General features: G+C 70.5%; 18 protein-coding genes and 1 pseudogene. 15 read left to right on the forward strand and 4 right to left on the reverse strand.

Annotated features, from left to right (window positions below):
* Window positions 1-137 precede the first annotated feature (137 nt).
* Window positions 138-2,648, reverse strand: a complete 2,511-nt coding sequence (locus tag LHJ74_RS08280; RefSeq protein WP_260217008.1) for a bifunctional SulP family inorganic anion transporter/carbonic anhydrase — start codon at window positions 2,646-2,648, stop codon at window positions 138-140.
* A 249-nt stretch (window positions 2,649-2,897) separates the two neighbouring features.
* Between LHJ74_RS08280 and LHJ74_RS08285 the strand changes: the two genes are divergently transcribed.
* Window positions 2,898-4,160, forward strand: a complete 1,263-nt coding sequence (locus LHJ74_RS08285; protein WP_260217009.1) for a polysaccharide deacetylase family protein — start codon at window positions 2,898-2,900, stop codon at window positions 4,158-4,160.
* On the opposite strand, the gene LHJ74_RS08290 is transcribed toward LHJ74_RS08285, so the two are convergent.
* Entirely contained in the window at window positions 4,152-5,150 is a 999-nt protein-coding gene (locus LHJ74_RS08290; protein ID WP_260217010.1) for an ATP-binding protein, read from the reverse strand. The genes LHJ74_RS08285 and LHJ74_RS08290 overlap by 9 nt on opposite strands.
* 105 nt (window positions 5,151-5,255) lie before the next feature.
* Between LHJ74_RS08290 and LHJ74_RS08295 the strand changes: the two genes are divergently transcribed.
* Window positions 5,256-6,167, forward strand: a complete 912-nt coding sequence (locus LHJ74_RS08295) for a Fic family protein (protein WP_260217011.1) — start codon at window positions 5,256-5,258, stop codon at window positions 6,165-6,167.
* Between the two features lie 338 nt (window positions 6,168-6,505).
* On the opposite strand, the gene LHJ74_RS08300 is transcribed toward LHJ74_RS08295, so the two are convergent.
* The gene (locus tag LHJ74_RS08300; protein ID WP_260217016.1) at window positions 6,506-7,345 is read right to left on the reverse strand and encodes an HAD family hydrolase; all 840 of its coding nucleotides are present in this window, start codon (window positions 7,343-7,345) and stop codon (window positions 6,506-6,508) included.
* A 450-nt stretch (window positions 7,346-7,795) separates the two neighbouring features.
* On the opposite strand from LHJ74_RS08300, the gene ssd reads away from it, so the two are divergent.
* The 7 genes and pseudogenes from ssd to LHJ74_RS08335 form a co-directional block, all read left to right on the forward strand.
* Complete coding sequence (gene ssd, locus LHJ74_RS08305; protein ID WP_260217017.1) at window positions 7,796-8,956, forward strand: septum site-determining protein Ssd; 1,161 nt, start codon at window positions 7,796-7,798, stop codon at window positions 8,954-8,956.
* Window positions 8,953-10,248, forward strand: coding sequence for a TadA family conjugal transfer-associated ATPase (locus LHJ74_RS08310; protein WP_375546689.1), 1,296 nt, complete (start codon window positions 8,953-8,955; stop codon window positions 10,246-10,248). The genes ssd and LHJ74_RS08310 overlap by 4 nt, the downstream gene beginning before the upstream one ends.
* Complete coding sequence (locus LHJ74_RS08315; protein WP_260217023.1) at window positions 10,245-11,168, forward strand: type II secretion system F family protein; 924 nt, start codon at window positions 10,245-10,247, stop codon at window positions 11,166-11,168. Before LHJ74_RS08310 ends, LHJ74_RS08315 begins: the two co-directional genes overlap by 4 nt.
* A complete protein-coding gene (locus tag LHJ74_RS08320) occupies window positions 11,168-12,025 on the forward strand; it encodes a type II secretion system F family protein (RefSeq protein ID WP_260217035.1) in 858 nt (285 codons plus the stop codon). The genes LHJ74_RS08315 and LHJ74_RS08320 overlap by 1 nt, the downstream gene beginning before the upstream one ends.
* 9 nt (window positions 12,026-12,034) lie before the next feature.
* Complete coding sequence (locus LHJ74_RS34370; protein ID WP_375546690.1) at window positions 12,035-12,316, forward strand: DUF4244 domain-containing protein; 282 nt, start codon at window positions 12,035-12,037, stop codon at window positions 12,314-12,316.
* On the forward strand, window positions 12,303-12,668 hold the full coding sequence (locus tag LHJ74_RS08330; RefSeq protein ID WP_260217037.1) for a TadE family type IV pilus minor pilin: 366 nt from the start codon (window positions 12,303-12,305) through the stop codon (window positions 12,666-12,668). Before LHJ74_RS34370 ends, LHJ74_RS08330 begins: the two co-directional genes overlap by 14 nt.
* A 119-nt stretch (window positions 12,669-12,787) precedes the next feature.
* Window positions 12,788-13,021: pseudogene (locus LHJ74_RS08335) on the forward strand (Rv3654c family TadE-like protein); the annotation flags it as partial.
* Between the two features lie 120 nt (window positions 13,022-13,141).
* Here the strand turns inward: LHJ74_RS08335 and LHJ74_RS08340 are convergent.
* A complete protein-coding gene (locus LHJ74_RS08340; protein WP_260217039.1) occupies window positions 13,142-15,559 on the reverse strand; it encodes a DNA 3'-5' helicase SftH in 2,418 nt (805 codons plus the stop codon).
* Window positions 15,560-15,704: 145 nt separating this feature from the next.
* On the opposite strand from LHJ74_RS08340, the gene bldG reads away from it, so the two are divergent.
* From bldG to LHJ74_RS08370, 6 genes are all read left to right on the forward strand, one after another.
* Complete coding sequence (bldG, locus tag LHJ74_RS08345; protein ID WP_027748352.1) at window positions 15,705-16,046, forward strand: anti-sigma factor antagonist BldG; 342 nt, start codon at window positions 15,705-15,707, stop codon at window positions 16,044-16,046.
* Window positions 16,047-16,183: 137 nt separating this feature from the next.
* Window positions 16,184-16,624, forward strand: a complete 441-nt coding sequence (locus tag LHJ74_RS08350) for an ATP-binding protein (protein ID WP_260217041.1) — start codon at window positions 16,184-16,186, stop codon at window positions 16,622-16,624.
* 226 nt (window positions 16,625-16,850) lie between these two features.
* Window positions 16,851-19,247, forward strand: coding sequence for a sodium-translocating pyrophosphatase (locus tag LHJ74_RS08355; RefSeq protein ID WP_260217045.1), 2,397 nt, complete (start codon window positions 16,851-16,853; stop codon window positions 19,245-19,247).
* A gap of 220 nt (window positions 19,248-19,467) precedes the next feature.
* The gene (locus tag LHJ74_RS08360; protein ID WP_260217050.1) at window positions 19,468-20,040 is read left to right on the forward strand and encodes a small secreted protein; all 573 of its coding nucleotides are present in this window, start codon (window positions 19,468-19,470) and stop codon (window positions 20,038-20,040) included.
* Between the two features lie 111 nt (window positions 20,041-20,151).
* Window positions 20,152-21,732, forward strand: coding sequence for a DUF7059 domain-containing protein (locus LHJ74_RS08365; RefSeq protein WP_446033482.1), 1,581 nt, complete (start codon window positions 20,152-20,154; stop codon window positions 21,730-21,732).
* Between the two features lie 52 nt (window positions 21,733-21,784).
* A complete protein-coding gene (locus tag LHJ74_RS08370; RefSeq protein WP_260217053.1) occupies window positions 21,785-21,982 on the forward strand; it encodes a hypothetical protein in 198 nt (65 codons plus the stop codon).
* The last annotated feature ends 33 nt before the right edge of the window (window positions 21,983-22,015 follow it).

Consider the following 22,015-nt stretch of genomic DNA (forward strand, 5'->3'; position numbering starts at 1 on the left):
AGCCTGGCTGCCCGGTGACAAGGGTTGCAGGAAAAATTGGTTTAGACCTGTGAGCCTGGCGCTGTCATGGACGGTCCTTGGGCCCCGGCCACGCGTTGCTCACGCCCGGCGCGTGACCCACCGCCACCTTTTCCACGTCAGCGGTGCTCCCAAGCCCGATGATCCGCTCGCGATGCCCACGGAATCCTGGGCACGGGCGAGCCCGCCTCGGGCCGTACGGGTGTGAAGACCGCAGGCTGCGGTCCCCGCCGGATGCCCTCGCGACCCGATTCCGCACGGCCTGCCGGGTCAGTACGGTCCATCACATAGGTCTGCGCCTCGCCGACATGGAAGTACATGCCGTGCAGCTCCAGTCGGCCCTCGGCGAGACGGCGCGCCACGCACTCGTGTGCTCTCAGATGCTCCAGCTGCTGCACCACGTTCGTCAGGCACAGCAGCTCGGTCCCCTCGGATTCCCGGCTCGCGAGCCGGGGAGCCGCACCCCCCTGAGCGGCCAGCCGGCGCATGCTCGGACCGCCGTGGCGCAGCCAGCGGACCAGCGGCGTCGCGGGAGGACACGTGGCGTCGGATGGATCGGAGGAGCCGGACAGGCCCGGGGCGATCACCGACTCGGCGGCGTACAGCGCCTGAATCGCATTGCAGTCCGAGTGACCGCAGACGGTGATGGACTCCACCTCCAGTACGTCCACCGCGTACTCGATCGCCGCCGCGACCGAGTCGTCGGCCGTGGGCTCACCCGTCAGGCCGCCCCCGGGCAGCGGTACGAAGTTGCCGATGTTGCGGACGGTGCACAGATCGCCCGGACCACTGGAAGTGATCATGCTGGTGACCAGCCGGGAGTCCGTGCAGGTGAGAAAGAGCTGCGAAGGCCGCTGACCCTCCCGTGCCAGCCGCGCCAGCTCGTCCCGTACCCGTGGTGCCGTGGTCCGCTGGAAGTTGCTGACTCCGCTGAGCAGCTGTCCCCGGTGGGTGTGCCCGGAGGAAGCCCCGGATGGTCGGGTGCACTGGTGGTTGCGCCAGGGCGTCCAGGGGGAGCAGCTGTGGTCTGCGGCCGGCTCCGCGATCCGCGCCCCGGCCCGGCCCGCCACCTCCACGCTGCCGCCGCGCGCCTCATGGGCCGCTGCCCACTCCTGGAGAGTCTCGAACGCCGCGTGGTCCATGAAGGAGCCGTCCAGCTCCACTGCGGCGCTCACCCCCTCCGGCACCTGCCCCAGAGCCCTGCTCAGCCGCGGCACCGCGAGAAACGTCAGCTGCCCGCCCACCCGCACCCGGTGGACACCTTCGACCACATCGGTGGTGATCCGCGTACGAGTGAGCCGGTGCAGCGCCAGCACGACCGCGAACGCCACGCCGACGGCGACCCCTTCCAGCACCCCGAGCAGCACCACACCGGCGGTGGTGGCGGCATGGACCACCGACTCGCGATGCCGGGTCACCGTACGAATGTGGGTGAGGCTGACCATCTGGATCCCGACCACCATCACCAGGGCCGCCAGCGCAGCCAGCGGGATCAGCTCCAGGACCGACACCAGCAGCCCGGCGGCGAGCACCACCCACACCCCGTGCAGGATCGCGGAGTTACGGCTGACCGCGCCCGCCGCGACATTCGCCGAGCTGCGCACGGCGACACCGGCGATCGACAGACCGCCGAGCCCTCCGGACACCATGTTGGAGATACCGAGGCCGCGCAGCTCCCGGTCGAGGTCCGAGCGGGGGATCCGGTCTTCGGTGTGGCCGGCGCCGGACTCCCGGGCGGCCACCATCTTGTCCACGGCGACGGCGGACAGCAGCGTGGCGACGCCCGAAACCAGGGTGACCGTCAGCACGGCGGCGAGGAGCCCGAGTACGGGCCCGCTGGGTGCTTCGGGCAGCGCGTGGCTGCGCCAGGAGGGCAGGTCGACGTGGGCGATCTGGAACCCGCCGATCGCGGCGACGGCTGTCGCCAGGCCCACGGAGACGAGCGCTGCGGGGATCACGCGGGTGACCGCGGCTGTGATCCGGGTCAGCCGCCGGGGGCATGTCCGGTCACCGGGAGTGGCGGAGAGGGCCGGACTTCGCCCCGCGGTTTCGCGTTCGCCGCAGCGCCGTCGCAGGTGGGGCCAGGACAGCAGGACGGCGATGGTCACCGCGCTCACCGCGAGGGCTCCGGTGTGCGGGTCGGCGAGCTGACCGGGAAGCGCGACGACGTTGGCGACCGCGGAACTCTCCGGGGAACTTCCGAGCACGATGTGCAGCTGGGCAAGGGCGATGGTCACGCCGATTCCGGCCAGCATTCCGTGCACGATCGCGGGACTGACCGCCAGCGCTGAGCGTGCCACCCGCAGGAACCCCAGGCAGAGTTGGAGCAACCCGGCACCGATGGTGATGGCGCAGGTGGTGCGCCAGCCGTAGAGGTGGATGAGGTCGGCCGTGACCACGGTGAGCCCGGCGGCGGGGCCTCCGATCTGGAGCGGCGAGCCGCCCAGACGGCCGCCGATGATGCCGCCGACCGCAGCGGCGATCAGCCCGGCCTGCAGCGGTGCCCCGGCGGTGAGCGCGATGCCAAGGGACAGCGGCAGCGCGATGAGAAACACGGAGATGGAAGCGGACAGGTCGGCCCCGTGTACGGGGATACGGGTGGCGGGGCGTGCGGGGGTACGGGCGGACATCGGTCCGTCATCTCCTCCGGGGCTCGTCACGGCACGTGTTGTTTTCGACACCCTCAAGGGTCAGTAAACAGACCGTAACGGAGCGTAAAGAATTGGAGAAGTGCCTGATGGCGAATGGGTGCAAGGTTCCGTCCATCAGGTGAAAAGTAATATGGAACCGCTTGTCATACCGGTCCATCTTCCTCTGCATGCGACCGTGACTAGGCATAAAAAACGCTAGTCACACAAATAGCAGGGAGAGGTGGGCCCATGACGGGCAATCGGCGCTGGGCTGCTGGTACGGCCGCCTTGAGCGCGCTCGCGGTACTGCTCGGAGGATGCGCGGGCGGCTCAAAGGAGACCGGTTCCGAACGCGACGGCAAGCCGGCCCGCGACTCCGACCAGGGCACTCGACAGGCCGGGGAGCCCCGGCTCATCGGCGACGGCTCCACCTCGTACACCGGGGAACAGCCCCACCAGCCCACTCCGGCGAAGCTCGAACCCGGCGAGAAGCCGCCGCAGTTCGTCGTCTTCTCCTGGGACGGCGCGGGCGAGGACGGAAATGCGCTCTTCTCGCGCTTCCGTGAACTCGCCAAGAAATACGACGCCTCGATGACGTACTTCCTGAGCGGGATCTATCTGCTTCCCGAGGAGCAGCAGGAGCGCTACAACCCGCCCGGCCGTTCGCCCGGAGCCTCCGACATCGGCTACCTCAGGAAAGAGAACATCCAGTCGACACTTCGCCAGGTGCGCCAGGCATGGCTCGACGGCAGCGAGATCGGCACCCACTTCAACGGACACTTCTGCGGGCCCGGCGGTGTCGGCAGTTGGTCCGCCGAGCAGTGGAAGAGCGAGATCAGTCAGGCCAAGTGGTTCGTCAAGAACTGGAAGACCACCACCGGCTGGAAGAAGATGAAGCCGTTGCCCTTCGACTACGAGAAGGAACTGATCGGCGGCCGTACCCCCTGTCTCGAAGGCCGCACGAACCTCCTCCCGGCGGCCAGGGAGATGGGCTTCCGCTACGACTCCAGCGGCAACGGCACCCAGGTCTGGCCGGACAAGGAGGGCGGGATGTGGGACCTGCCACTCCAGCAGATCCCCATGCCCGGCCGGTCGTTCGAGACGCTGTCCATGGACTACAACTTCCTCGCCAACCAGTCCAAGACCGTTGACGGTCCGCCCGCGCTGCGCCCGGGCTACCAGCAGCAGATGCGCGACGGCCTGATGCAGGGCTTCGCACGCGCATACGAGGGCAACCGTGCGCCGATGATCATCGGCAACCACTTCGAGCAGTGGAACGGCGGCATCTACATGGACGCGGTCGAGGATGTGATCAAGGAGGTCTGCGGCAAGCAGGACGTCCGCTGCGTGTCGTTCAGGCAACTCGTGGACTGGCTGGACGTACAGGACCCTCAGGTACTCCGCACGCTGCGCACCCTGCGGGTCGGCGAGAAGCCCACCGGCGGCTGGCACTCCTTCCTCGCCCCGCCTTCGACCCGCCGCACGTCCCCGCCACCTCCGTCGTCACCCTGAGAGCTCAGCGGGTTGTGGTGTGGGCGCTTCGCTCAGGACGAAGCCCGGATCCACCTGCGCAGCCAAGTCCGCTCCGGTCTTCGCATTCCCCCAGCTCTCCGCGTTGCGCAGATGGAAGTGCACCATCTGCTGCGTGTAGCGGTTCCAGTCGCGCCCGGCGTACGCCGCATCCGCGGCTTCGTGGAGCGTGTGCAGTGCGAGCAGGTTGGCGTTCTCCAGCTCGCTGAGGGGGCGGGGGCGGCCCTTCTCCATGGACCGTACCCAGTCCGATTGCCCGAAGGTGGTGAGCAGGTCGTCACCCACCTCCTCCCGGAGGAAGCGGAGGTCCTCGGGGGAGTGCACCTTGTTGCCGACGGCCTTCACCAAGACGCCGAAGTCCCGTGCGTACTCCTTGTACTGGCGGTAGACCGCGACCCCCTTCCTGGTCGGCTCGGCCACCAGGAAGGTCATGTCGAAACGTGTGAACATCCCGGAGGCGAAGGAGTCGCTGCCCGCTGTCATGTCGACGACAACGAACTCACGGCGCCCGTCCACGAGGTGGTTGAGACAGAGTTCCACCGCGCCGACCTTGGAGTGGTAACAGGCAACACCCAGGTCGGACTCGGCGAACGGTCCGGTCGCCAGCAGCCGGATGTCGCCGCCCTCCAGGGGCACGGTGCGAGCGCAGGCGTCATAGACGGGGTTGTCCTCACAGATGCGGAGCAGCCGGGAGCCCTCACCCGGCGGCGTTGTCTTGATCATGGTTGCCGCCGAGGTGATCCGGGGATTGGCACCTCGCAGATAGTCCTTGATGAGGGGAAGTCTGGCCCCCAGCGGGGGCACTGCGGCGGATTCGGCGTCCTCGTCCAGTCCCAGGGCGCTGCCGAGGTGCTGGTTGATGTCCGCGTCCACGGCGATCAGAGGGATCCGGTGTGCTGCGAGACGGCGGATGAACAGTGAGGACAGTGTGGTCTTGCCACTGCCGCCCTTGCCAACGAAAGCGATCTTCATGTGCGGCAGAGTATTCAAATGGACGCGGAGAGTGGTGAAGGTGAGTGAAGAAGACCACTCGATCGAGGGGCGTGCGGGGCTGGGTGGATGCGTAGGGTCGTACGCATGAGTAACACCGCTGGCCGTGCCGGCTCCGCCGATTCCTCCAGCTCCGCCGACGGCCCCGGGGCCGGAGGTGGAGCCACTTCCGGCCCCCCGGATCCGCTGGTCCCGCTCGGGGCGTTGCCCGGTGTGGCCGAGGCGGTGGAGGCCATGCGCAAGGCAGTGGACCGGGTCTACGGACACCGGGTCATGCGGCGGCGCAGCAGTGAGGTCAGCGCGGAGGCGGCACTGCGCGGTGCGCGCGCCTCGGCCGCGCTGGAGGGCGCGGACTGGGGGCTGGAAGAGGTCCGCCGCCGCAGCGACTTCGGCGCCGAGGACGAGGCCCGTACGGTCGGCGCGGCGCTGCGGGTGACGGCGGAGAGCGGGCAACTGCTGGACGTATGGCGGCAGTCACCACTGCGCGTGCTGGCGAGGCTGCACCTGGTGGCGGCGGGCGGTGCCGCATCCGGGGAGTCGGTGGGAAGGCCGCGACTGGCGGGCGAGACCGTGGCGGGGCCGGAAGCCGGGCGGGAACCAGAGGTGGCGCTGCCGACGGCCGAGGAGGTGTCGGCCCGGCTCGACGCGCTCTCCGGCTTGGTCGTGGCGGGGACTTCGGCGCCCGCCCTGGTGCTGGCGGCGGTGGTGCACGGGGAGCTGGCGACGCTCCGGCCCTTCGTCTCGCACAACGGTGTGGTGGCGCGGGCGGCGGAGCGGATCGTACTGGTGGGCAGCGGCCTCGATCCGAAATCCGTCTCCCCTGCCGAGGTCGGTCACGCGGAAGCGGGCGTCGGCGCCTACCGCCGAGCGCTCGGCCGCTACGCCTCGGGGGCGCCGGGCGGCGTGGCGGAGTGGATCGCGCACTGCGGCCGGGCGGCGGAGCTGGGGGCGCGCGAGAGCACCGCGGTGTGTGAGGCGATGCAGCGCGGAGCGGCCTGAGGGCTGTCCCGTTTGGATCTTGCTGGGCTCGCGTGCCCTGGACGGAAGTTGCGGCGGCACCGCTCCAGACTCGGTGCCGCCGCTGGCATGTCCACCGGGTTACCAGTGCGTGCACGAAATATCGTCCATCAGGTCGGGACTTCGCCCGTCACCTGGTGCGACTGGCCCGAATCGCGGGTCGGCTGCGCGTGGGTTCCCAGTTTTCATGCTCCGGTCCGTGGGGCCTGTGCGTGATGCAACATCCACTCGAATGCCGCTGGTCTCGCGGGCCGTTAATTCATTTGTACCGCGAGGAGAGGTTGAGCGGAAGTCCTCACGGAAGAACTTTACTTTTCATCTCAAAGAGCGCTAAAGCGGGCGCGTCGCTTGCTGGCGAACCAGACAAGCCCAGCCGTCGCGGCCGCTGCCGTCACCGCTGCTGCGGCGACGGCCAGGACCGGGCGCGACGGCATGGACAGAGAAGGCAGCCGCTGCTTGAGGCGCACCGGCCGGGAGAAGGAGAGCACCGGCCAGTCACGGGCGAGCGCCTCTCTGCGCAGGGCCCGGCCGGGATTGACCGCGTACGGATTGCCGACCGCCTCCAGCATGGGCAGGTCCGTCGCGGAGTCGCTGTACGCGTAGCAGCGGCTGAGGTCGTACCCCTCCGTCCGGGCCAGTTCCTTGATCGCCTCCGCCTTGGCGGGACCGTAGGCGTAGTACTCGACCTCGCCGGTGAAGACGCCCTCCTCGACCACCATGCGAGTCGCCACCACGCGGTCGGCCCCGATCAACTGGCCGATCGGCTCGACGACCTCGGCGCCCGAGGTCGAGACGATGACCACGTCCCGGCCCGCCAGATGGTGCTGCTCGATGAGGGAGGCGGCCTCGTCGTAGATGATCGGGTCGATCAGGTCGTGGATGGTCTCGGCGACGATCTCCCGCACCTGCTGGACGTTCCAGCCGCGGCAGAGTGCTGAGAGGTACTCCCTCATCCGCTCCATCTGGTCGTGATCGGCACCTCCGAGGAGAAACACGAACTGGGAGTATGCAGCGCGGAGTACGTCTCGGCGATTGATCAGGCCACCGTGGTAGAAGGACTTACTGAAGGTGAGCGTGCTCGACTTCGCAATGACCGTCTTGTCCAGGTCGAAGAAGGCGGCCGTGCGGGGCAGCGACTGGATTTCCACAACTGAGAGCATAGGCGCCCACCATTCGGCGTAAGCTGGTGCGCGTTGGTTTGCTTGAGAAGGCCTTCGGGTACACCATGGAAGTCACGGATCGTTCGCGACCGTGCTCACCCGGCCCGACTCCTCCCCCCCCGAGTCGGCCGTGGGGACGACCCCCGCTCTCCCCCCCGGCGGGGGTCGTCGCATGTCCGGATGCCTTTTGGTGATCGATCGGGCGCTCTCCTCTCTCTCGTGGCCCTCGGTGGCCGCTTCCCGTGGATCAGTAAACACGTAACTGCGCGTAATCAACAGGATGCTCTCCGGAAGTCACCGGTTTGAGCGAGCAAGTTATGCACAACTGCCGAGTTGTCCACGGATTTCGACCATGATCCCCAAGTTTTTCCGGTTCGCCGCATCGTGATTCCCAGCGGTGTCCGCAGGAGTTCGCGGAGCCGGTATGGGAAGCGTGAAGGGGACTCGGGCATGGCCGAAACCATCTTGATTGTCACGGAGGACGAGCAGCTCCTCGACGACCTGCTGCGGTTGTGTGCGGCGGCCGGTGCCGAGGCGGAGGTGGCGCATGGCGCGCCCCTCGAGCGGGTGGACTGGGCGCAGTGGAGCGGGGCGGCCTCCTGGGAGCACTCACCCCTGGTTCTGGTCGGGGACGACTGCGCCGGCGCCTCACTCGGGACAGGCCGTGGCGGCGGGTGGCCGTCCGGGGCGCAGCGCCGTGCGGGAGTACTGCTGATCGGCCGGGATCTGGACGACCCGGGGGTATGGGAGCGGGGCGCGGGCATCGGCGCCGAGGGCGTGGTGGTGCTGCCCGATGCCGAGCCCTGGCTGACGGGCCGGATCGCCGACGCGGCCGAGGGTCTCGGAGCACCCGCGCTGACGGTCGGGGTGATCGGCGGCCGTGGTGGCGCCGGAGCGTCCACCCTCGCCTGCGCCCTGGCCGTCACGGCGGCAGGGCTGGGGCGGCGCACGATGCTGATCGATGGCGACCCGCTGGGTGGTGGCCTGGATGTGCTGCTCGGCGGGGAGCGTACGGAGGGCCTGCGATGGCCGGCGTTCGCGGAGTCGCGGGGCCGGGTCGGTGGCGTCGCGCTGGAGGAATCGCTGCCGAGGTTGCACGACTTGAGCGTGCTCAGTTGGGACCGCGGCGATTCCGTGCTGATCTCGGGGGACGCCATGAGGTCCGTGCTGGGGGCGGCCCGTCGGCGTGGGGGAGTTGTCGTCGTGGATCTGCCCCGCCGGATGGACGAAGCGGTCGCCGAAGCGCTGGCGCAGCTCGATCTCGGCCTTCTGGTGGTGCCGGCAGAGCTGCGCGCGGTGGCAGCCGCGCACCGCGTCGCGGCCAGTACCCGGATGGTTCTGCGCGATCTGCGCGCCGTGGTGCGTACGCCGGGCTCGCAGGGAGGCCGCCGCGTCCGCGATGACGGCCCGGGGCTCGACGAATACGAGGTCGCCGGTCTGCTGGGGCTCAGCCTCGCGGGCGAACTGCCCTGGGAGGCAGGGCTGCTGGAGGCGGTCGAGCAGGGCCGTCCGCCGGGCTCCGAGGAGGGCGGTGCGCTGGCCCGCTTCTGCCGTGAGTTCTGGGACCGCTCCCTGACCGGTGGCCTGCCTGGCGGAGGTGTCGCGGCATGAGCCGTATGCGAGAGGGCCACAGGGCATGGGCGGCCGCGGGTCCGGTCAGCCGGGGGCGGCCGGTCGGCCGCGCGGAAGGAGGCGGGTCGGCCGGGCATGCGGCAGCCGGAGGCCCCGCGGTGGAAGAGCCCGTTGCGGGAGGAGCGCTGCTGGACGCGGTGCGGGTGCGGCTGGCCGAGACGGGAGCAGAGCCGACGCCTGCGAGGGTCGCGGCGGCGCTGCGGTCGCAGGGGCGGCTGCTGGGGGACAGCGCGGTGCTCCGGGTGGTGGAGGCGCTGCGTTCCGAGCTGGTCGGCACCGGCCCGCTGGAGCCGCTGCTGGCCGATCCCGCTGTCACGGATGTGCTGGTCACCAGTCCGGAGGAGGTATGGGTCGACAGGGGCGGCGGGCTGGAGCGGACACGGGTCCGTTTCACCGACGCGGCCGCGGTGCGCCGCCTCGCGCAGCGGCTGGCCACCTCGGCGGGGCGCCGACTGGACGACGCCCGGCCCTGGGTGGACGCCCGGCTGCCGGATGGGACACGCCTCCATGCGGTGCTTCCGCCGGTCGCGGTCGGCTGCACCGCTCTTTCCCTCCGGGTGGTGCGGCCCAGGGCCTTCGGGCTGGCCGAGCTGATGGCGGCCGGCACCGTACCTCCCGGCGGCGACCGGCTGCTGCGGGCGATGCTGGACGCCCGCCTGTCCTTTCTGGTGAGCGGCGGGACGGGTTCGGGGAAGAGCACGCTCCTCAGCAGCCTGCTCGGGTTGGTCGGCCCGCAGGAGCGGATCGTGCTCGCCGAGGATTCCTCCGAGCTGCGCCCGGACCATCCCCATGTGGTGCGCTTGGAGGCCCGCCCCGCCAACCAGGAGGGCGTCGGCCGGGTCGGGCTGCGGGATCTGGTGCGCCAAGCCCTGCGGATGCGGCCCGACAGGCTCGTGGTCGGCGAGGTGCGTGGCAGTGAGGTCACAGATTTGCTGATCGCTCTTAATACGGGCCATGAGGGCGGTTGTTGCACTCTGCACGCCAATGCCGCAGCCGACGTGCCCGCCCGGCTGGAGGCTCTCGCGGCTACGGCCGGGCTCGACCGTGCCGCGCTGCACAGCCAGTTGGCCGCAGCGTTGGATGTGATCGTCCACCTTGTGCGGGACCGCGCGGGCTGTCGCCGGATCGCCGAGATCCACGTACTGGAGCGGGACGGAGAAGGGCTGGTCGCTACGGTTCCGGCAGCCAGGTGGAGCGCCGACGGCTTCGTGGCCCAGCGGGGCCGCCAGCGACTGGAGCGGCTGTGCGCGCGAGGCGGGGTCAGGGGATGACGGGGGCCGGAGTGAGCGTGAGTGCGGGCGGCCCCGGCGCGGAGGCGTTTCCGGTCTGTGCGGCGATGCTCTGCGCCGGCGTGGCGGCCTGGCTGATGGCCGGGGGCCACGCCGGGCCCAGGCGGGCCCGGCTGGTGCTCGCGGGCAGCAGTGAGGCACCGCTGCCCGGTGCCCGGCGGAGCCCCGTCCGCAACTGCGAGCTGCAAGCCCGCCTGCGCCGGCGCTTCGGTACCCGTGCCCGGCACCAGTGGTGGTTCCTGCCGGCAGGTGTGGTGCTGGCGCTGGTAGGCGAGTCGCCGCTGCCGGCTCTGGCCGGCGCCCTGGCCGTCCCGCTGGCGGCCCGGAGCTTGGCGACGCGCGACAGGAGGCGTACGGCGGAGCGTCGGGAGACAGCCGTGATCGGCTTGTGCGCGGCGGTGGCCGGGGAGCTGAGGGCTGGACTCCTGCCGGACCAGGCACTGCTGACGGCAGGGCCCGCGACGCTGGGGGAGGAGGGTTCGTCCCTGCTGGCGGCGGCCCGCTTCGGCGGGGACGTGCCGGCGGCCCTGCGCGAGACGGCGTCGCTGCCGGGCGCGGAGGGTCTCCGGGGAGCGGCCGCCTGCTGGCAGGTGTCTGCGGACGGAGGCGCGGGGCTGGCCGCCGGGCTGGACCGGGTGGCCGGTGCGCTGCAGGCGGAGCACGATCAGCGGGAGGAGTTGCGGTCGCAGCTTGCAGGTCCGAGATCCACTGCTCTCGTTCTTGCCTTGCTTCCGCTCTTCGGCCTGTTCCTGGGCAGCGCGATGGGTGCGGAGCCGCTGCGGGTGCTGCTTCACACCGCTCCCGGGCTGGCCTGTCTGGCGGTTGGCGGGCTGCTCGAGTGGGCGGGGCTGGCATGGGTGGCGCGGCTGGTGCGAGTGGCTGAAGGCGGCGGGCCGCCGTGATGTTCGTCCCCAGGGTGTGGACGGCGCTGGCTCTGCTCGGCGCGGCCGTATGCGCCCTCGACGTGCTGCGCGGCTGGCGGCGTGACCAGTTCCGGCGGCGGCGTGCGTACGGGCTGGTGGCGACGCTGCCGGGTGGGGCGGGCCGTACGTGGCGCGGCATTCGCCGGGCTCCGGTGCCGGGGTCGGCACAGACGCCGACTGTGCCGGCCGTGTCGACGCGGACGAGGCTGCCGGGCGTCGGCCGCCGGCTGAGCGCCCGCTGGGAGAGGGCCCTGCCGCTGGTGGTGCTGGCTTTCGGAGTGATCGTCGTCGGCGGCGTCCCAGGAGTGGTCGGCGGGTGCGCAGGAGCCTACGGCGGCCGCGTCTGGCTGCGGGCGCGTGCGCGTGACGAGACCGCTGTGGTGGCGCGGTGGGAGGCGAGTGTTTCGGCAGGCCAGTTGCCGCTGGCCGCAGAACTGCTCGCCGCCTGCTTCGCAGCGGGCTCGGGCCCGGGGCAGGCCGCTGCCGCGGTCGGTCGTTCACTGGGCGGTCCACTGGGCGACCGGCTTCTGCGGGCCGCCACCGAGCTGGGACTGGGCGGCGAACCAGGCGCGGTATGGGGCAGATTCGGCGCCCTTCCGGGGCATGAGGGGCTGGCGCGCTGCCTGGAGCGTGCCGGGAGCACCGGAGTCCCCGCCGTGGAGCCGGTCTCCCGGCTGGCGGCGGAGTGCCGCGCCCGGCGCGCGCGTACGGCGGCGGGGCGGGCACGACGGGCCGCCGTCCTGGTCACCGGACCGCTGGGGCTGTGCTTCCTGCCCGCGTTCCTGGCGGTGGGAGTGGCCCCGGTGGTCCTCGGCCTGGCCGACGCGCTGCTGTGAGCAAGGGGAATGCAGAGGCTGGACGCCCGTACGGGCTGCCGGAGACGAGAGCGGATCAAGGATGAGGGGGCGGGAATGCTGGAGCGGGTACGACGGGCGGCGCGGCAGCGATGGCAGCTGATGCGGTGCGCCCAGCAAGGCGCTGACCGGGGGATGAGCACGGCCGAGTACGCGGTCGGCACGATCGCGGCGTGCGCTTTCGCCGCGGTGCTCTACAAGGTCCTCACGAGTGCTGCGGTCGGTGACGCACTGCAGCGGATGATCGAGCAGGCGCTGCATGCGGCTGCCTGAGCGGTGCGACGACCGGGGCCAGGTGACGGCCGAGACGGCGGTGGTGGTGCCGTCGTTGCTGCTGCTCCTGGGGATGCTGCTGTGGGGGCTGATGTCCGCGTCCGCTCTGATCCAGTGCGTGGACGCAGCCCGGGCGGGCGCGCGGGCTGCGGCGCGGGGCGAGTCGCGGGAGGCGGTGGTCCGTGCGGCGCGGTCGGCGGCGCCCGGCGGGGCGGTTGTCGAACTCTCCCGCGAGGGGGCGCTGATCCGGGTCCGTGTGCGGGCCGAGTCGGCAGGGCCGGGTCCGTTGACGGTCCCGCTGCGCGCGGTGGCCGTGGCGATGGCGGAGCCGACCGAGGAGGAAGCTCGGTGACGCTGCGGGCTGCGCCGTCGGCTGCGGTGCCGTTGGCCTGGGTGCCGTCGGCTGCGGCGCCGTCGGTCGCAGAAGAGGTGGTGTCGTCTCGCTTCCGGAGCGACCGGGGTTCCGCATCGGTGTGGGCCGCGCTGTGCGCCGCGCTGCTGTGCGCCGTCTTCGGTTCGCTGCTCGTGCTCGGCCAGGTGGTGGCCGCCCGCCACCGGGCCGCTGCAGCCGCCGATCTGGCCGCTCTCGCGGCGGCCGACCGGGCGCTGGAGGGCCCGTCTGTGGCCTGCGCGGCCGCACGGCGGGTGGCAGAGGCCCAGGAGGCTCGGCTGACCCGGTGCTCGGTGACCGGCGAGACGGCCGATCTCACGGCCAGCGTGAGCGTCGGGCCCTACACGCCCCGGGCCCGCTCCCGTGCGGGCCCGATCGGCGCCGGGCATTCCCGCCCCGAGCAGGGCAGGCGGACTCGTGCGGGGCCCGGCGAGCTAGGTTCTCTCGGCCCTCGGAAGGCTGCCGGGGTCGGCGGGAGCGCCGGAGAGCAGCTGTCGGAGCAACCGGACGGCACCGGCCTTGTGCAGCGGGTCGTTGCCGTTGCCGCACTTGGGGGACTGCACGCAGGAGGGGCAACCGGAGTCGCACTCGCAGCAGGCGATCGCCTCACCGGTGGCGGTGAGCCATTCCCGGGCAGTGCGGAAGGCCCGCTCGGCGAAACCCGCGCCGCCCGGATGACCGTCGTAGACGAAGACGGTGGGCAGTCCGGTATCGGGATGGAGGGGCACGGACACGCCGCCGATGTCCCAGCGGTCGCAGGTGGCGAAGAGGGGCAGCAGTCCGATGGAGGCGTGCTCGGCGGCGTGCAGCGCACCGGGCAGGATTTCCGGTGTGATCCGGGCGGCGTCGAGCTGATCCTCGGTCACCGTCCACCACACGGCGCGGGTGCGCAGCGTCCGTGGTGGCAGATCGAGCTTGGACTCGCCCAGGATCTCGCCGGTGATCAGCTTGCGGCGGAGATAGGAGACGACCTGGTTGGTGACTTCGACGGAGCCGAAACGCAGGCTGCCCGTGCCCCAGGGGGTCACGGTGTCGGTTTCGATGACGGAGACGGAGGTGCGCTCCCGGGCCATCGTGGACCAGGGCGGGCTGGATTCCTCGACGAGGGCTACGGAGTCCGCCAGATCGAGTCGCCGCACGACATAGGTGCGGCCCTGGTGCAGGTGGACCGCGCCCTCGTGGACGCCGGTGTGGGCCGCGGCCGCGTCCACCGTGCCCAGGAGCCGCCCGGTCGCAGCCTCGACGACCTGCACGGGTTTGCCGCCGCTGCCGCGGATGCCGGTGAGCCCGGCGGCCCGTTCACGCCGCGTCCAGTACCAGGAGGTGCCTCTGCGCCGGAGCAGCCCGCGCTCCTCGAGTTGCTGTACCAGGCCGGGGGTTTCGCTTCCGAAGAGTGCCGAGTCCGCCTCGGTGAGCGGGATCTCGGCCGCCGCGGCGCACAGGTGCGGGGCCAGGACATAGGGGTTGTCCGGGTCCAGGACGGTGGATTCGACCGGATGCCGGAAGACGGAATCGGGGTGGTGGACGAGGTAGGTGTCCAGCGGGTCGTCCCGGGCGATGAGGATGGCGAGGGCGCCCTGCCCCATGCGGCCGGCCCGCCCCGCCTGCTGCCAGAGGGAGGCGCGGGTGCCGGGATAGCCGGTGATGAGTACGGCGTCCAGGCCCGATACGTCGATCCCCAGTTCGAGTGCGGTGGTGGCGGCCAGGCCGAGGAGTTGGCCGGAGTGCAGGGCGCGTTCCAGGCTGCGGCGCTCTTCGGGGAGATAGCCGCCCCGGTAGGCGGCCACGCGTGCGGGCAGGTCGCGGTCGATGTGCCCGAGCCGTTCCTGGGCGATGAGCGAGATGAGTTCGGAGCCGCGCCGGGACCGCACGAAGGCGACGGTGCGGACGCCCTGGACGGTCAGGTCGGTGAGCAGTTCGGCTGTCTCCGCGGTGGCCGTGCGGCGGATGGGTGCGCCGCGTTCGCCCGTCAGTTCGGTCAGTGGCGGCTCCCAGAGTGCGAACACCAGTTCACCGCGCGGGGAGGCGTCCTCGGTGACGGCGGATACCGGGACGCCGGTGAGGCGGGAGGCCGTCTCGCCCGGGTCGGCGGAGGTCGCGGAGGCGAGGAGGAAGACGGGATCGGATCCGTAGCGGGCGCACAGCCGCCGCAACCGTCGCAGGACCTGGGCGACATGGGAGCCGAAGACACCGCGGTAGGTGTGGCACTCGTCGATGACGACGTAGCGCAGTGCGCGCAGGAAGGAGGACCAGCGGGCGTGGCCGGGGAGCAGGCTCAGGTGGAGCATGTCCGGGTTGGTGAGCACATAGTTGGCGAAGAGCCGCACCCACTCGCGCTCCTCGAACGGCGTATCACCGTCGAAGACTGCGGGCCGTACGGCGGTGCCCAGCGGTGCGGCGAGAGCGGTGATGGCACGGCGCTGGTCGGCGGCCAGCGCCTTGGTGGGCGCGAGGTAGAGCGCGGTCGTGCCCCTGCCGTTCGGCGCCTCCGCCCCGTCCAGCAGCGTGCTCAGCGTCGGCACGAGATACGCGAGGGACTTGCCGGAGGCGGTGCCGGTCGCCACGACGGTGGACGTGCCCGCCAGGGCCTGTGCGGCGGTGCGCGCCTGATGCTCCCACAGCCGGTCGACGCCCCTGGCGCGGACGGCGTCGATCACTTCCGGACGGATCCGCTCAGGCCAGTCGGCATGGCGGCCGACCCGAGCGGGCACATGCTCCGTATGGGTGATGCGCGCAGCCCGGTCCGGCCCGGCCGCGAGGCGGTCGAGCACGGTCAGTGGCTGGTGATTGTTGGCCATCGGCACCGAGTCTGTCACCAGCGTGATGGACAATGGCCGCAAGGCGTCGTGCATGCCTGCTGGTAAGTGATTGAATGCTTCTGCGGCTGCCGATCCGTCCCCTGCCGTCGCCCGCCTCGGGCGGGAGACCCCAGGAGGGGAGCCCTCAGTGGGCATGCCCCAGGGGCGGACCGCTCGATAGCAAGGTGCTGGAGGATCCGTGGACCTGTCCCTGTCGACCCGTACTGTTGGCGATCGTACGATCGTCGAGGTCGGTGGCGAGATTGATGTATACACCGCGCCCAAGTTGCGCGAGCAGCTCGTCGAGCTGGTGAACGACGGCAGCTACCACCTCGTCGTGGACATGGAAGGTGTCGACTTCCTGGACTCCACCGGTCTGGGTGTGCTCGTCGGTGGGCTCAAGCGCGTGCGTGCGCACGAGGGCTCGTTGCGGCTGGTCTGCAATCAGGAACGCATTCTGAAGATCTTCCGTATCACCGGTCTGACCAAGGTGTTCCCGATTCACGGCTCGGTTGACGATGCCGTGTCGGCCACCGACTGACGACAACGGCCGTCCGGCCCGGCCACCTGGCTGGGCGGCCGGACCGGACATCGGAAGTGCGACTGCCGGGCTCGGACGAGGGCCCGGCAGTTGTGAATGCATACCCGCAGAGCACCCGTTAGACCGAGGGGGACGGCATGGCCACCGTGGAACTCCGCTTCAGCGCGCTTCCTGAGCATGTGCGGACGGCGCGGCTGGTGGCTGCCGCTGTGGCACGCCGTGCCGGGGTCGATGAGGCCGTGCTGGACGAGGTGCGCCTCGCCGTCGGCGAAGCGTGCACGCGCGCGGTGGGCCTGCACATGAGTAACGGCGTCGACAGCCCGGTCCGGGTGGCGCTGATCGAGGACGAGAAGAAGTTTTCCATCGAGGTCGGCGACGAAGCCCCTGCGGCCGCCGGCACGCTGGTGCGTGGCGCGGGGGACGAAGCCCCCGGCCGCCCGTCGGACGACGAGGCCGACGGTGAGATGGGCCTCGCGGTGATCAGCGGACTGGTCGACGATGTCGAGATCACCGCTGATGAGAAGGGTGGAGTCATCCGTATGAGCTGGCCTGCGGCGCCCGCTCCGGTTCTCCCCTGAATGATCATTCAAAAGATCATTTCTCACTCCGTCAATTCAGCAGCCTCCCTCTAACGAGGGAATTCTGCACGCCTCCTTCATTCGATCTTGGCTCTCTGACGGCGAATTGCTGCTGTCGCGCTCTGTTTTGATCTAGAGGCGCTCCCTAGAATCCGTCCACCATCTTTGCAGCAGGACGCCTGAGCGTGCTTGCGCGCGCCCATGTGCCAAACGTCAAGGAGGACGAATGGCGGGGCATATCAGCCCACTTCAGAAGCACCAGCACCTCGCTGATGCCGTACTGACGAGCGGCAACCGCGGTCTCGTGACCGTGATCGCGATCGTGGCGCTCGCCGCGCTCGGTGTCGGTGTGGTGCTTGTGCGGCAAGTGCTTGCCGCCGGTGAGGGCACCGACAGCATGAAGAAGATCGCGGCAGCCGTGCAGGAGGGCGCAAACGCCTATCTGGCACGGCAGTTGCGCACCCTCGGCGTATTCGCCGTCGCGGTCTTCTTCCTGCTGTTCCTCCTCCCGGCCGACGATTCGACCCAGCGGCTCGGCCGCTCGTTGTTCTTCCTGGTGGGCGCCGCATTCTCGGCGGGCACCGGCTATATCGGCATGTGGCTCGCGGTACGCAGCAATGTGCGTGTGGCGGCCGCGGCGCGTGAGGCGACGCCTGCCGAAGGCGAGCCAGCCAAGGACCTGAGCGCGGTCGCACACGCCGCGACGAAGATCGCTTTCCGTACGGGCGGTGTCGTCGGGATGTTCACCGTCGGCCTCGGCCTTTTGGGCGCCGCGACGGTTGTGCTCGTCTACACCGACGACGCGCCCAAGGTGCTGGAGGGCTTCGGCCTCGGCGCCGCGCTGATCGCGATGTTCATGCGTGTCGGCGGCGGAATCTTCACCAAGGCGGCCGATGTCGGCGCCGACCTGGTGGGCAAGGTCGAGCAGGGCATTCCCGAGGACGACCCGCGGAACGCCGCGACCATCGCCGACAACGTGGGCGACAACGTCGGCGACTGCGCGGGCATGGCGGCCGACCTCTTCGAGTCGTACGCGGTCACCCTGGTCGCCGCGCTGATCCTGGGCACCGCCGTCTTCGGCGACGCCGGTCTGGCGTTCCCGCTGCTGGTGCCGGCGATCGGTGTCATCACGGCGATGATCGGCATCTTCACGGTCGCTCCGCGCAGCACCGACCGCAGCGGCATGACCGCCATCAACCGCGGGTTCTTCATCTCTGCGGCGATCTCGCTGGTGCTCGTCGCCATCGCGTCGTTCACCTACCTCCCGTCCAGCTACGCGGATCTGGACAGCGCGCCGGAGGAGATCCTGGCTCAGGACGGCAATCCGCAGGTGCTGGCCGTTCTGGCGGTCGCCATCGGCATCGTGCTTGCCGCGCTGATCCAGCAGCTGACGGGCTACTTCACGGAGACCACCCGCAAGCCCGTACGGGACGTCGGCAGGACGTCCCTGACCGGGCCTGCGACGGTCGTGCTCTCCGGAATCTCACTCGGCCTGGAGTCGGCGGTCTACACGGCGCTGCTGATCGGGCTCAGCGTCTACGGCGCCATGCTGCTCGGCGGCGGCACCCTGATGCTGGCGCTGTTCGCGGTCGCGTTGGCGGGCACCGGCCTGCTGACGACCGTCGGCGTGATCGTGGCAATGGACACCTTCGGGCCCGTCTCCGACAACGCGCAGGGCATCGCCGAGATGTCGGGTGACGTCCAGGGTGCGGGCGCGCAGGTGCTCACCGATCTCGATGCGGTCGGCAACACGACGAAGGCCATCACCAAGGGCATCGCCATCGCCACCGCCGTGCTCGCCGCGGCGGCGCTCTTCGGCTCGTACCGCATCGAGCTGTCCGAGGCGCTGGACGAGGAGTTGGGCAGCGTGGGGGCCGCCACGGCCGAGATGCTGGAGGTCCTGGACATCGCCCAGCCCAGCACCCTGGTCGGTCTGATGCTGGGCGCAGGAGTCGTCTTCCTCTTCTCCGGGCTGGCGATCAACGCCGTGTCCCGCTCGGCCGGAGCGGTGGTCTTCGAGGTGCGCCGGCAGTTCCGGGAGAAGCCCGGAATCATGGACTACACCGAGAAGCCGGACTACCACCGGGTGGTGGACATCTGCACGAAGGACGCGCTTCGTGAGCTGACCACACCGGGGCTGCTCGCGGTCTTCGCGCCGATCTGTGTCGGCTTCGCCTTCGGGGTCGGCGCGCTGGCCGCGTTCCTCGCGGGTGCGATCGGCGTGGGCACGCTGATGGCGGTCTTCCTGTCCAACTCGGGCGGTGCCTGGGACAACGCCAAGAAGATGGTCGAGGACGGCCACCACGGCGGCAAGGGCAGCGCGGCCCACGAGGCCACGGTGATCGGTGACACGGTCGGCGATCCGTTCAAGGACACCGCCGGTCCGGCGATCAACCCGCTGCTGAAGGTGATGAACCTGGTGGCCCTGCTGATCGCGCCCGCCATTGTGCAGTTCAGCTACGGCGACGACAAGAGCACCGCGGTGCGTGCCACGATCGCGGTGCTCTCCGGTCTGGTCATCATCGGCGCCGTGTACGTCTCCAAGCGGCGCGGGATCGCCGTAGGTGAGGAAGGCAACAACGAGCGGGTCGCCAAGCCGACCGATCCCGTTACAGCATCCTGACGGAAGGCGGACGGACGGCCGGCTGACCAGCCGTAACATCTGGGTGGGCGAGGCGCGTTGGCGCTTCGCCCACCCTTTCGGCTGCCCCGTGCGGGCAGTCGGCGGGCGCACCGTAGTGTGACGCAAATGGCGCAACTAGCCTCAGAAGCCCCGTCCGACTCACCGTGGAGGGCCCCGCGGCGTGTAAGTTCCGGCCGGAAGCCACGAAGGGACCGATCCGGTGAACAAGAAGCTCACGGCCGCACTGTCCGGCGGTGCGGCACTCGTACTGGCGCTGACGGGCTGCAGCAGCGATGACGACAGCGGCGAGAAGACGGACGCGTGGGCCAAGAAGGTCTGCGACCAGGTGAAACCACAGGTCACGAAGATCCAGAAGGCGAATGCCTCCATCAACGAGGCATCTCAGCAGAAGAAGTCACCCGAAGAGGTGAAGAAGATCGACTCTGCCGCCTTCCAGAACATCTCCGAGGCGTACAAGGCACTCGCCGACGCGGTCGACGACGCCGGTGAACCTCCCGTGGACAAGGGAAAGAAGCTGCAGACGGACGCGGTGAAGGAGCTGCGGGGGCTCTCGACGCAGTACGCCGGGCTGAAGACGACGGTCGACGAGATGAGCACCAAGGACCAGGCCGACTTCGCCTCCGGCCTCAAGGAACTCGCGACGAAGCTCGGCAAGCTCGGCAAGAGCGGTGACGTCTCGCTGCAGAAGCTCCAGTCCGGTGATCTGGGCACGGCGATGGCCGAGCAGAAGGGCTGCAAGCGGCCGGCCACCGGAGCCCCGCCGAGCGCGTGACCTCCGGGCTCCTCGCTCGCCCCGCGTCCCGACGGAAGAGCCCTGCCGTCGGGACGTGTTTTCCCGGTGCGCCCTGCGGCCGGAGGTTCCCCGGGCGCCACAATGGGTGCCGTGAGTACCCACCCGCTCCCCGAGCCCACGCCCGAATCCACCCTCCGGCTGCGCGAGGCCTTGCTCTCCGCCCGTTTCACCGCTGACGGGCTGCTGGAGCTGCTCGGTGCTCCCGCCTACTCGGCGCTCGCCCGTGGCGAGACCGTCCCGTCGCTGCGCGCCACCCGGGCGGGCGGGCCGCTGGCGACGCTCGTGCAACTGTTCCTGCTGCAGCGGCCGGTCAGCCGGGACCGGGCGGTCGGCGCCCTCCCGCACCTCGAGGAGGCTCTGGCCGACGGTTGGCTCGTACCCTTCGAACAGGAGCCCGCTCCTGCGTCCCCCTCTGCGTCCGTTTCCGTCCGCGCCACCGTCGACATCCGTCCGTACAGCGGCCCCGAGGGCCAGGACTGGTGGATCGTCTCCGACCTCGGCTGCGCCGTCGGTGGTGCGGGCGGAGCCGCCGGCGCTTCCCGCGCCACGGGCGCGGAGCCTGTGGCACCGGAGGACGTCGTCCTCGGTGTCGGCGGTGCCTCCACGACCCTTGCCGGGATCACCGTGCGTGCGCCCGTGGACCGCGTGCTCGACATCGGCTCCGGTTCCGGTCTCCAGGCCCTGCACGCGGCCCAGCACGCCACCCGCGTCACCGCCACCGACGTGAACCCGCGCGCCCTGCGTTTCACCGGGCTCACCCTGGCGCTCTCCGGGGCACCGGAGGCGGACCTGCGGGAGGGCCCGCTGTTCGAACCGGTGGCCGGCGAACCCGGTTACGACCTGATCGTCTCCAACCCGCCGTTCGTCATCTCCCCGGGCGCCCGGCTGACCTACCGCGACGGCGGGATGAGCGGGGACGACCTGTGCCGCACGCTCGTCGAGGAGTCTGCCGCGTACTTGGCGGACGGCGGCTACTGCCAGCTGCTCGCCAACTGGGAGCACCGCGAGGGCGAGGACTGGCGGGACCGGGTGTCGTCCTGGGTGCCCGCCGGCTGCGACGCCTGGATCGTGCAGCGGGAGGTGCAGGACGTCATGCAGTACGTGGAGCTGTGGCTGCGCGATGCCGGTGACCATCTGACCGATCCGGCGGAGTACGCCGCCCGCTATGAGGCGTGGCTGGACGAGTTCGAGAAACGTGGCACGAAATCCATCGGGTTTGGCTGGATCACGCTTCGGGCGACGGATGCGGAACTCCCGTCGGTGATCGCCGAAGATTGGCCGCATCCGGTCGAACAGCCACTCGGTGAGGTCGTCCGTGCCCACTTCGACCGCCAGGACTTCCTGCGCGGCACCGATGACGCCGCTCTGCTCACCTGGCACTTCCAGCTGGGTGACCAGGTCGTCCAGGAGCAGGTCGGGCTGCCCGGGGCGGAGGATCCGGAACATGTGGTGCTCCGGCAGCACCGCGGCATGCGCCGGGCCACCAAGGTCGACACCGTCGGCGCCGGATTCGCCGGAGTGTGTGACGGCTCACTGCCGGCGGGCCGGATTCTGGACGCGATCGCCCAGCTTCTCGGCGAGGACCCGGTGCGGCTGCGCGACCGTACGCCGGAGGCGATCAGGCTGCTGGTGGAGCAGGGCTTCCTGCTGCCCGTCCCGGAGCCGGCGTAGCGTTCACCCGGCGTTCGTGAGTACGTCCACCGCGGGTGCCAGGGTGGTGCCCATGGAGAGCGGACCTGCGGTCCTGGCTGGGTTGTCCTTCGCCGTCTTCGGCGCCGGGCTGCTGTTGTGGACAGCGACACGCGCATGGCGGGGCCAGCCCGTCGCCGACGGTGTGCAGCCCCTTGCCGCCCTGGCCCTGACCGGCGGATTCGGCCTGCTGTCGGCCATCGGCGGTGCCTGGATGCTTCTCTCCGGCTGATCCCGGCCGGCCCTCGCGGCGGCAGGAATGGCG

The organism is Streptomyces gossypii, from assembly GCF_025165795.1.
GTDB classification, from domain to species: domain Bacteria; phylum Actinomycetota; class Actinomycetes; order Streptomycetales; family Streptomycetaceae; genus Streptomyces; species Streptomyces gossypii.

Bases quoted from the DNA above. Each gene is read 5' to 3' on its own strand.
- LHJ74_RS08280 (WP_260217008.1), bottom strand. From the start codon at position 2,648: ATGTCCGCCCGTACCCCCGCACGCCCCGCCACCCGTATCCCCGTACAC.
- LHJ74_RS08285 (WP_260217009.1), top strand. From the start codon at position 2,898: ATGACGGGCAATCGGCGCTGGGCTGCTGGTACGGCCGCCTTGAGCGCG.
- LHJ74_RS08290 (WP_260217010.1), bottom strand. From the start codon at position 5,150: ATGAAGATCGCTTTCGTTGGCAAGGGCGGCAGTGGCAAGACCACACTG.
- LHJ74_RS08295 (WP_260217011.1), top strand. From the start codon at position 5,256: ATGAGTAACACCGCTGGCCGTGCCGGCTCCGCCGATTCCTCCAGCTCC.
- LHJ74_RS08300 (WP_260217016.1), bottom strand. From the start codon at position 7,345: ATGCTCTCAGTTGTGGAAATCCAGTCGCTGCCCCGCACGGCCGCCTTC.
- ssd (WP_260217017.1), top strand. From the start codon at position 7,796: ATGGCCGAAACCATCTTGATTGTCACGGAGGACGAGCAGCTCCTCGAC.
- LHJ74_RS08310 (WP_375546689.1), top strand. From the start codon at position 8,953: ATGAGCCGTATGCGAGAGGGCCACAGGGCATGGGCGGCCGCGGGTCCG.
- LHJ74_RS08315 (WP_260217023.1), top strand. From the start codon at position 10,245: ATGACGGGGGCCGGAGTGAGCGTGAGTGCGGGCGGCCCCGGCGCGGAG.
- LHJ74_RS08320 (WP_260217035.1), top strand. From the start codon at position 11,168: ATGTTCGTCCCCAGGGTGTGGACGGCGCTGGCTCTGCTCGGCGCGGCC.
- LHJ74_RS34370 (WP_375546690.1), top strand. From the start codon at position 12,035: ATGCAGAGGCTGGACGCCCGTACGGGCTGCCGGAGACGAGAGCGGATC.
- LHJ74_RS08330 (WP_260217037.1), top strand. From the start codon at position 12,303: ATGCGGCTGCCTGAGCGGTGCGACGACCGGGGCCAGGTGACGGCCGAG.
- LHJ74_RS08340 (WP_260217039.1), bottom strand. From the start codon at position 15,559: ATGCACGACGCCTTGCGGCCATTGTCCATCACGCTGGTGACAGACTCG.
- LHJ74_RS08350 (WP_260217041.1), top strand. From the start codon at position 16,184: ATGGCCACCGTGGAACTCCGCTTCAGCGCGCTTCCTGAGCATGTGCGG.
- LHJ74_RS08355 (WP_260217045.1), top strand. From the start codon at position 16,851: ATGGCGGGGCATATCAGCCCACTTCAGAAGCACCAGCACCTCGCTGAT.
- LHJ74_RS08370 (WP_260217053.1), top strand. From the start codon at position 21,785: ATGGAGAGCGGACCTGCGGTCCTGGCTGGGTTGTCCTTCGCCGTCTTC.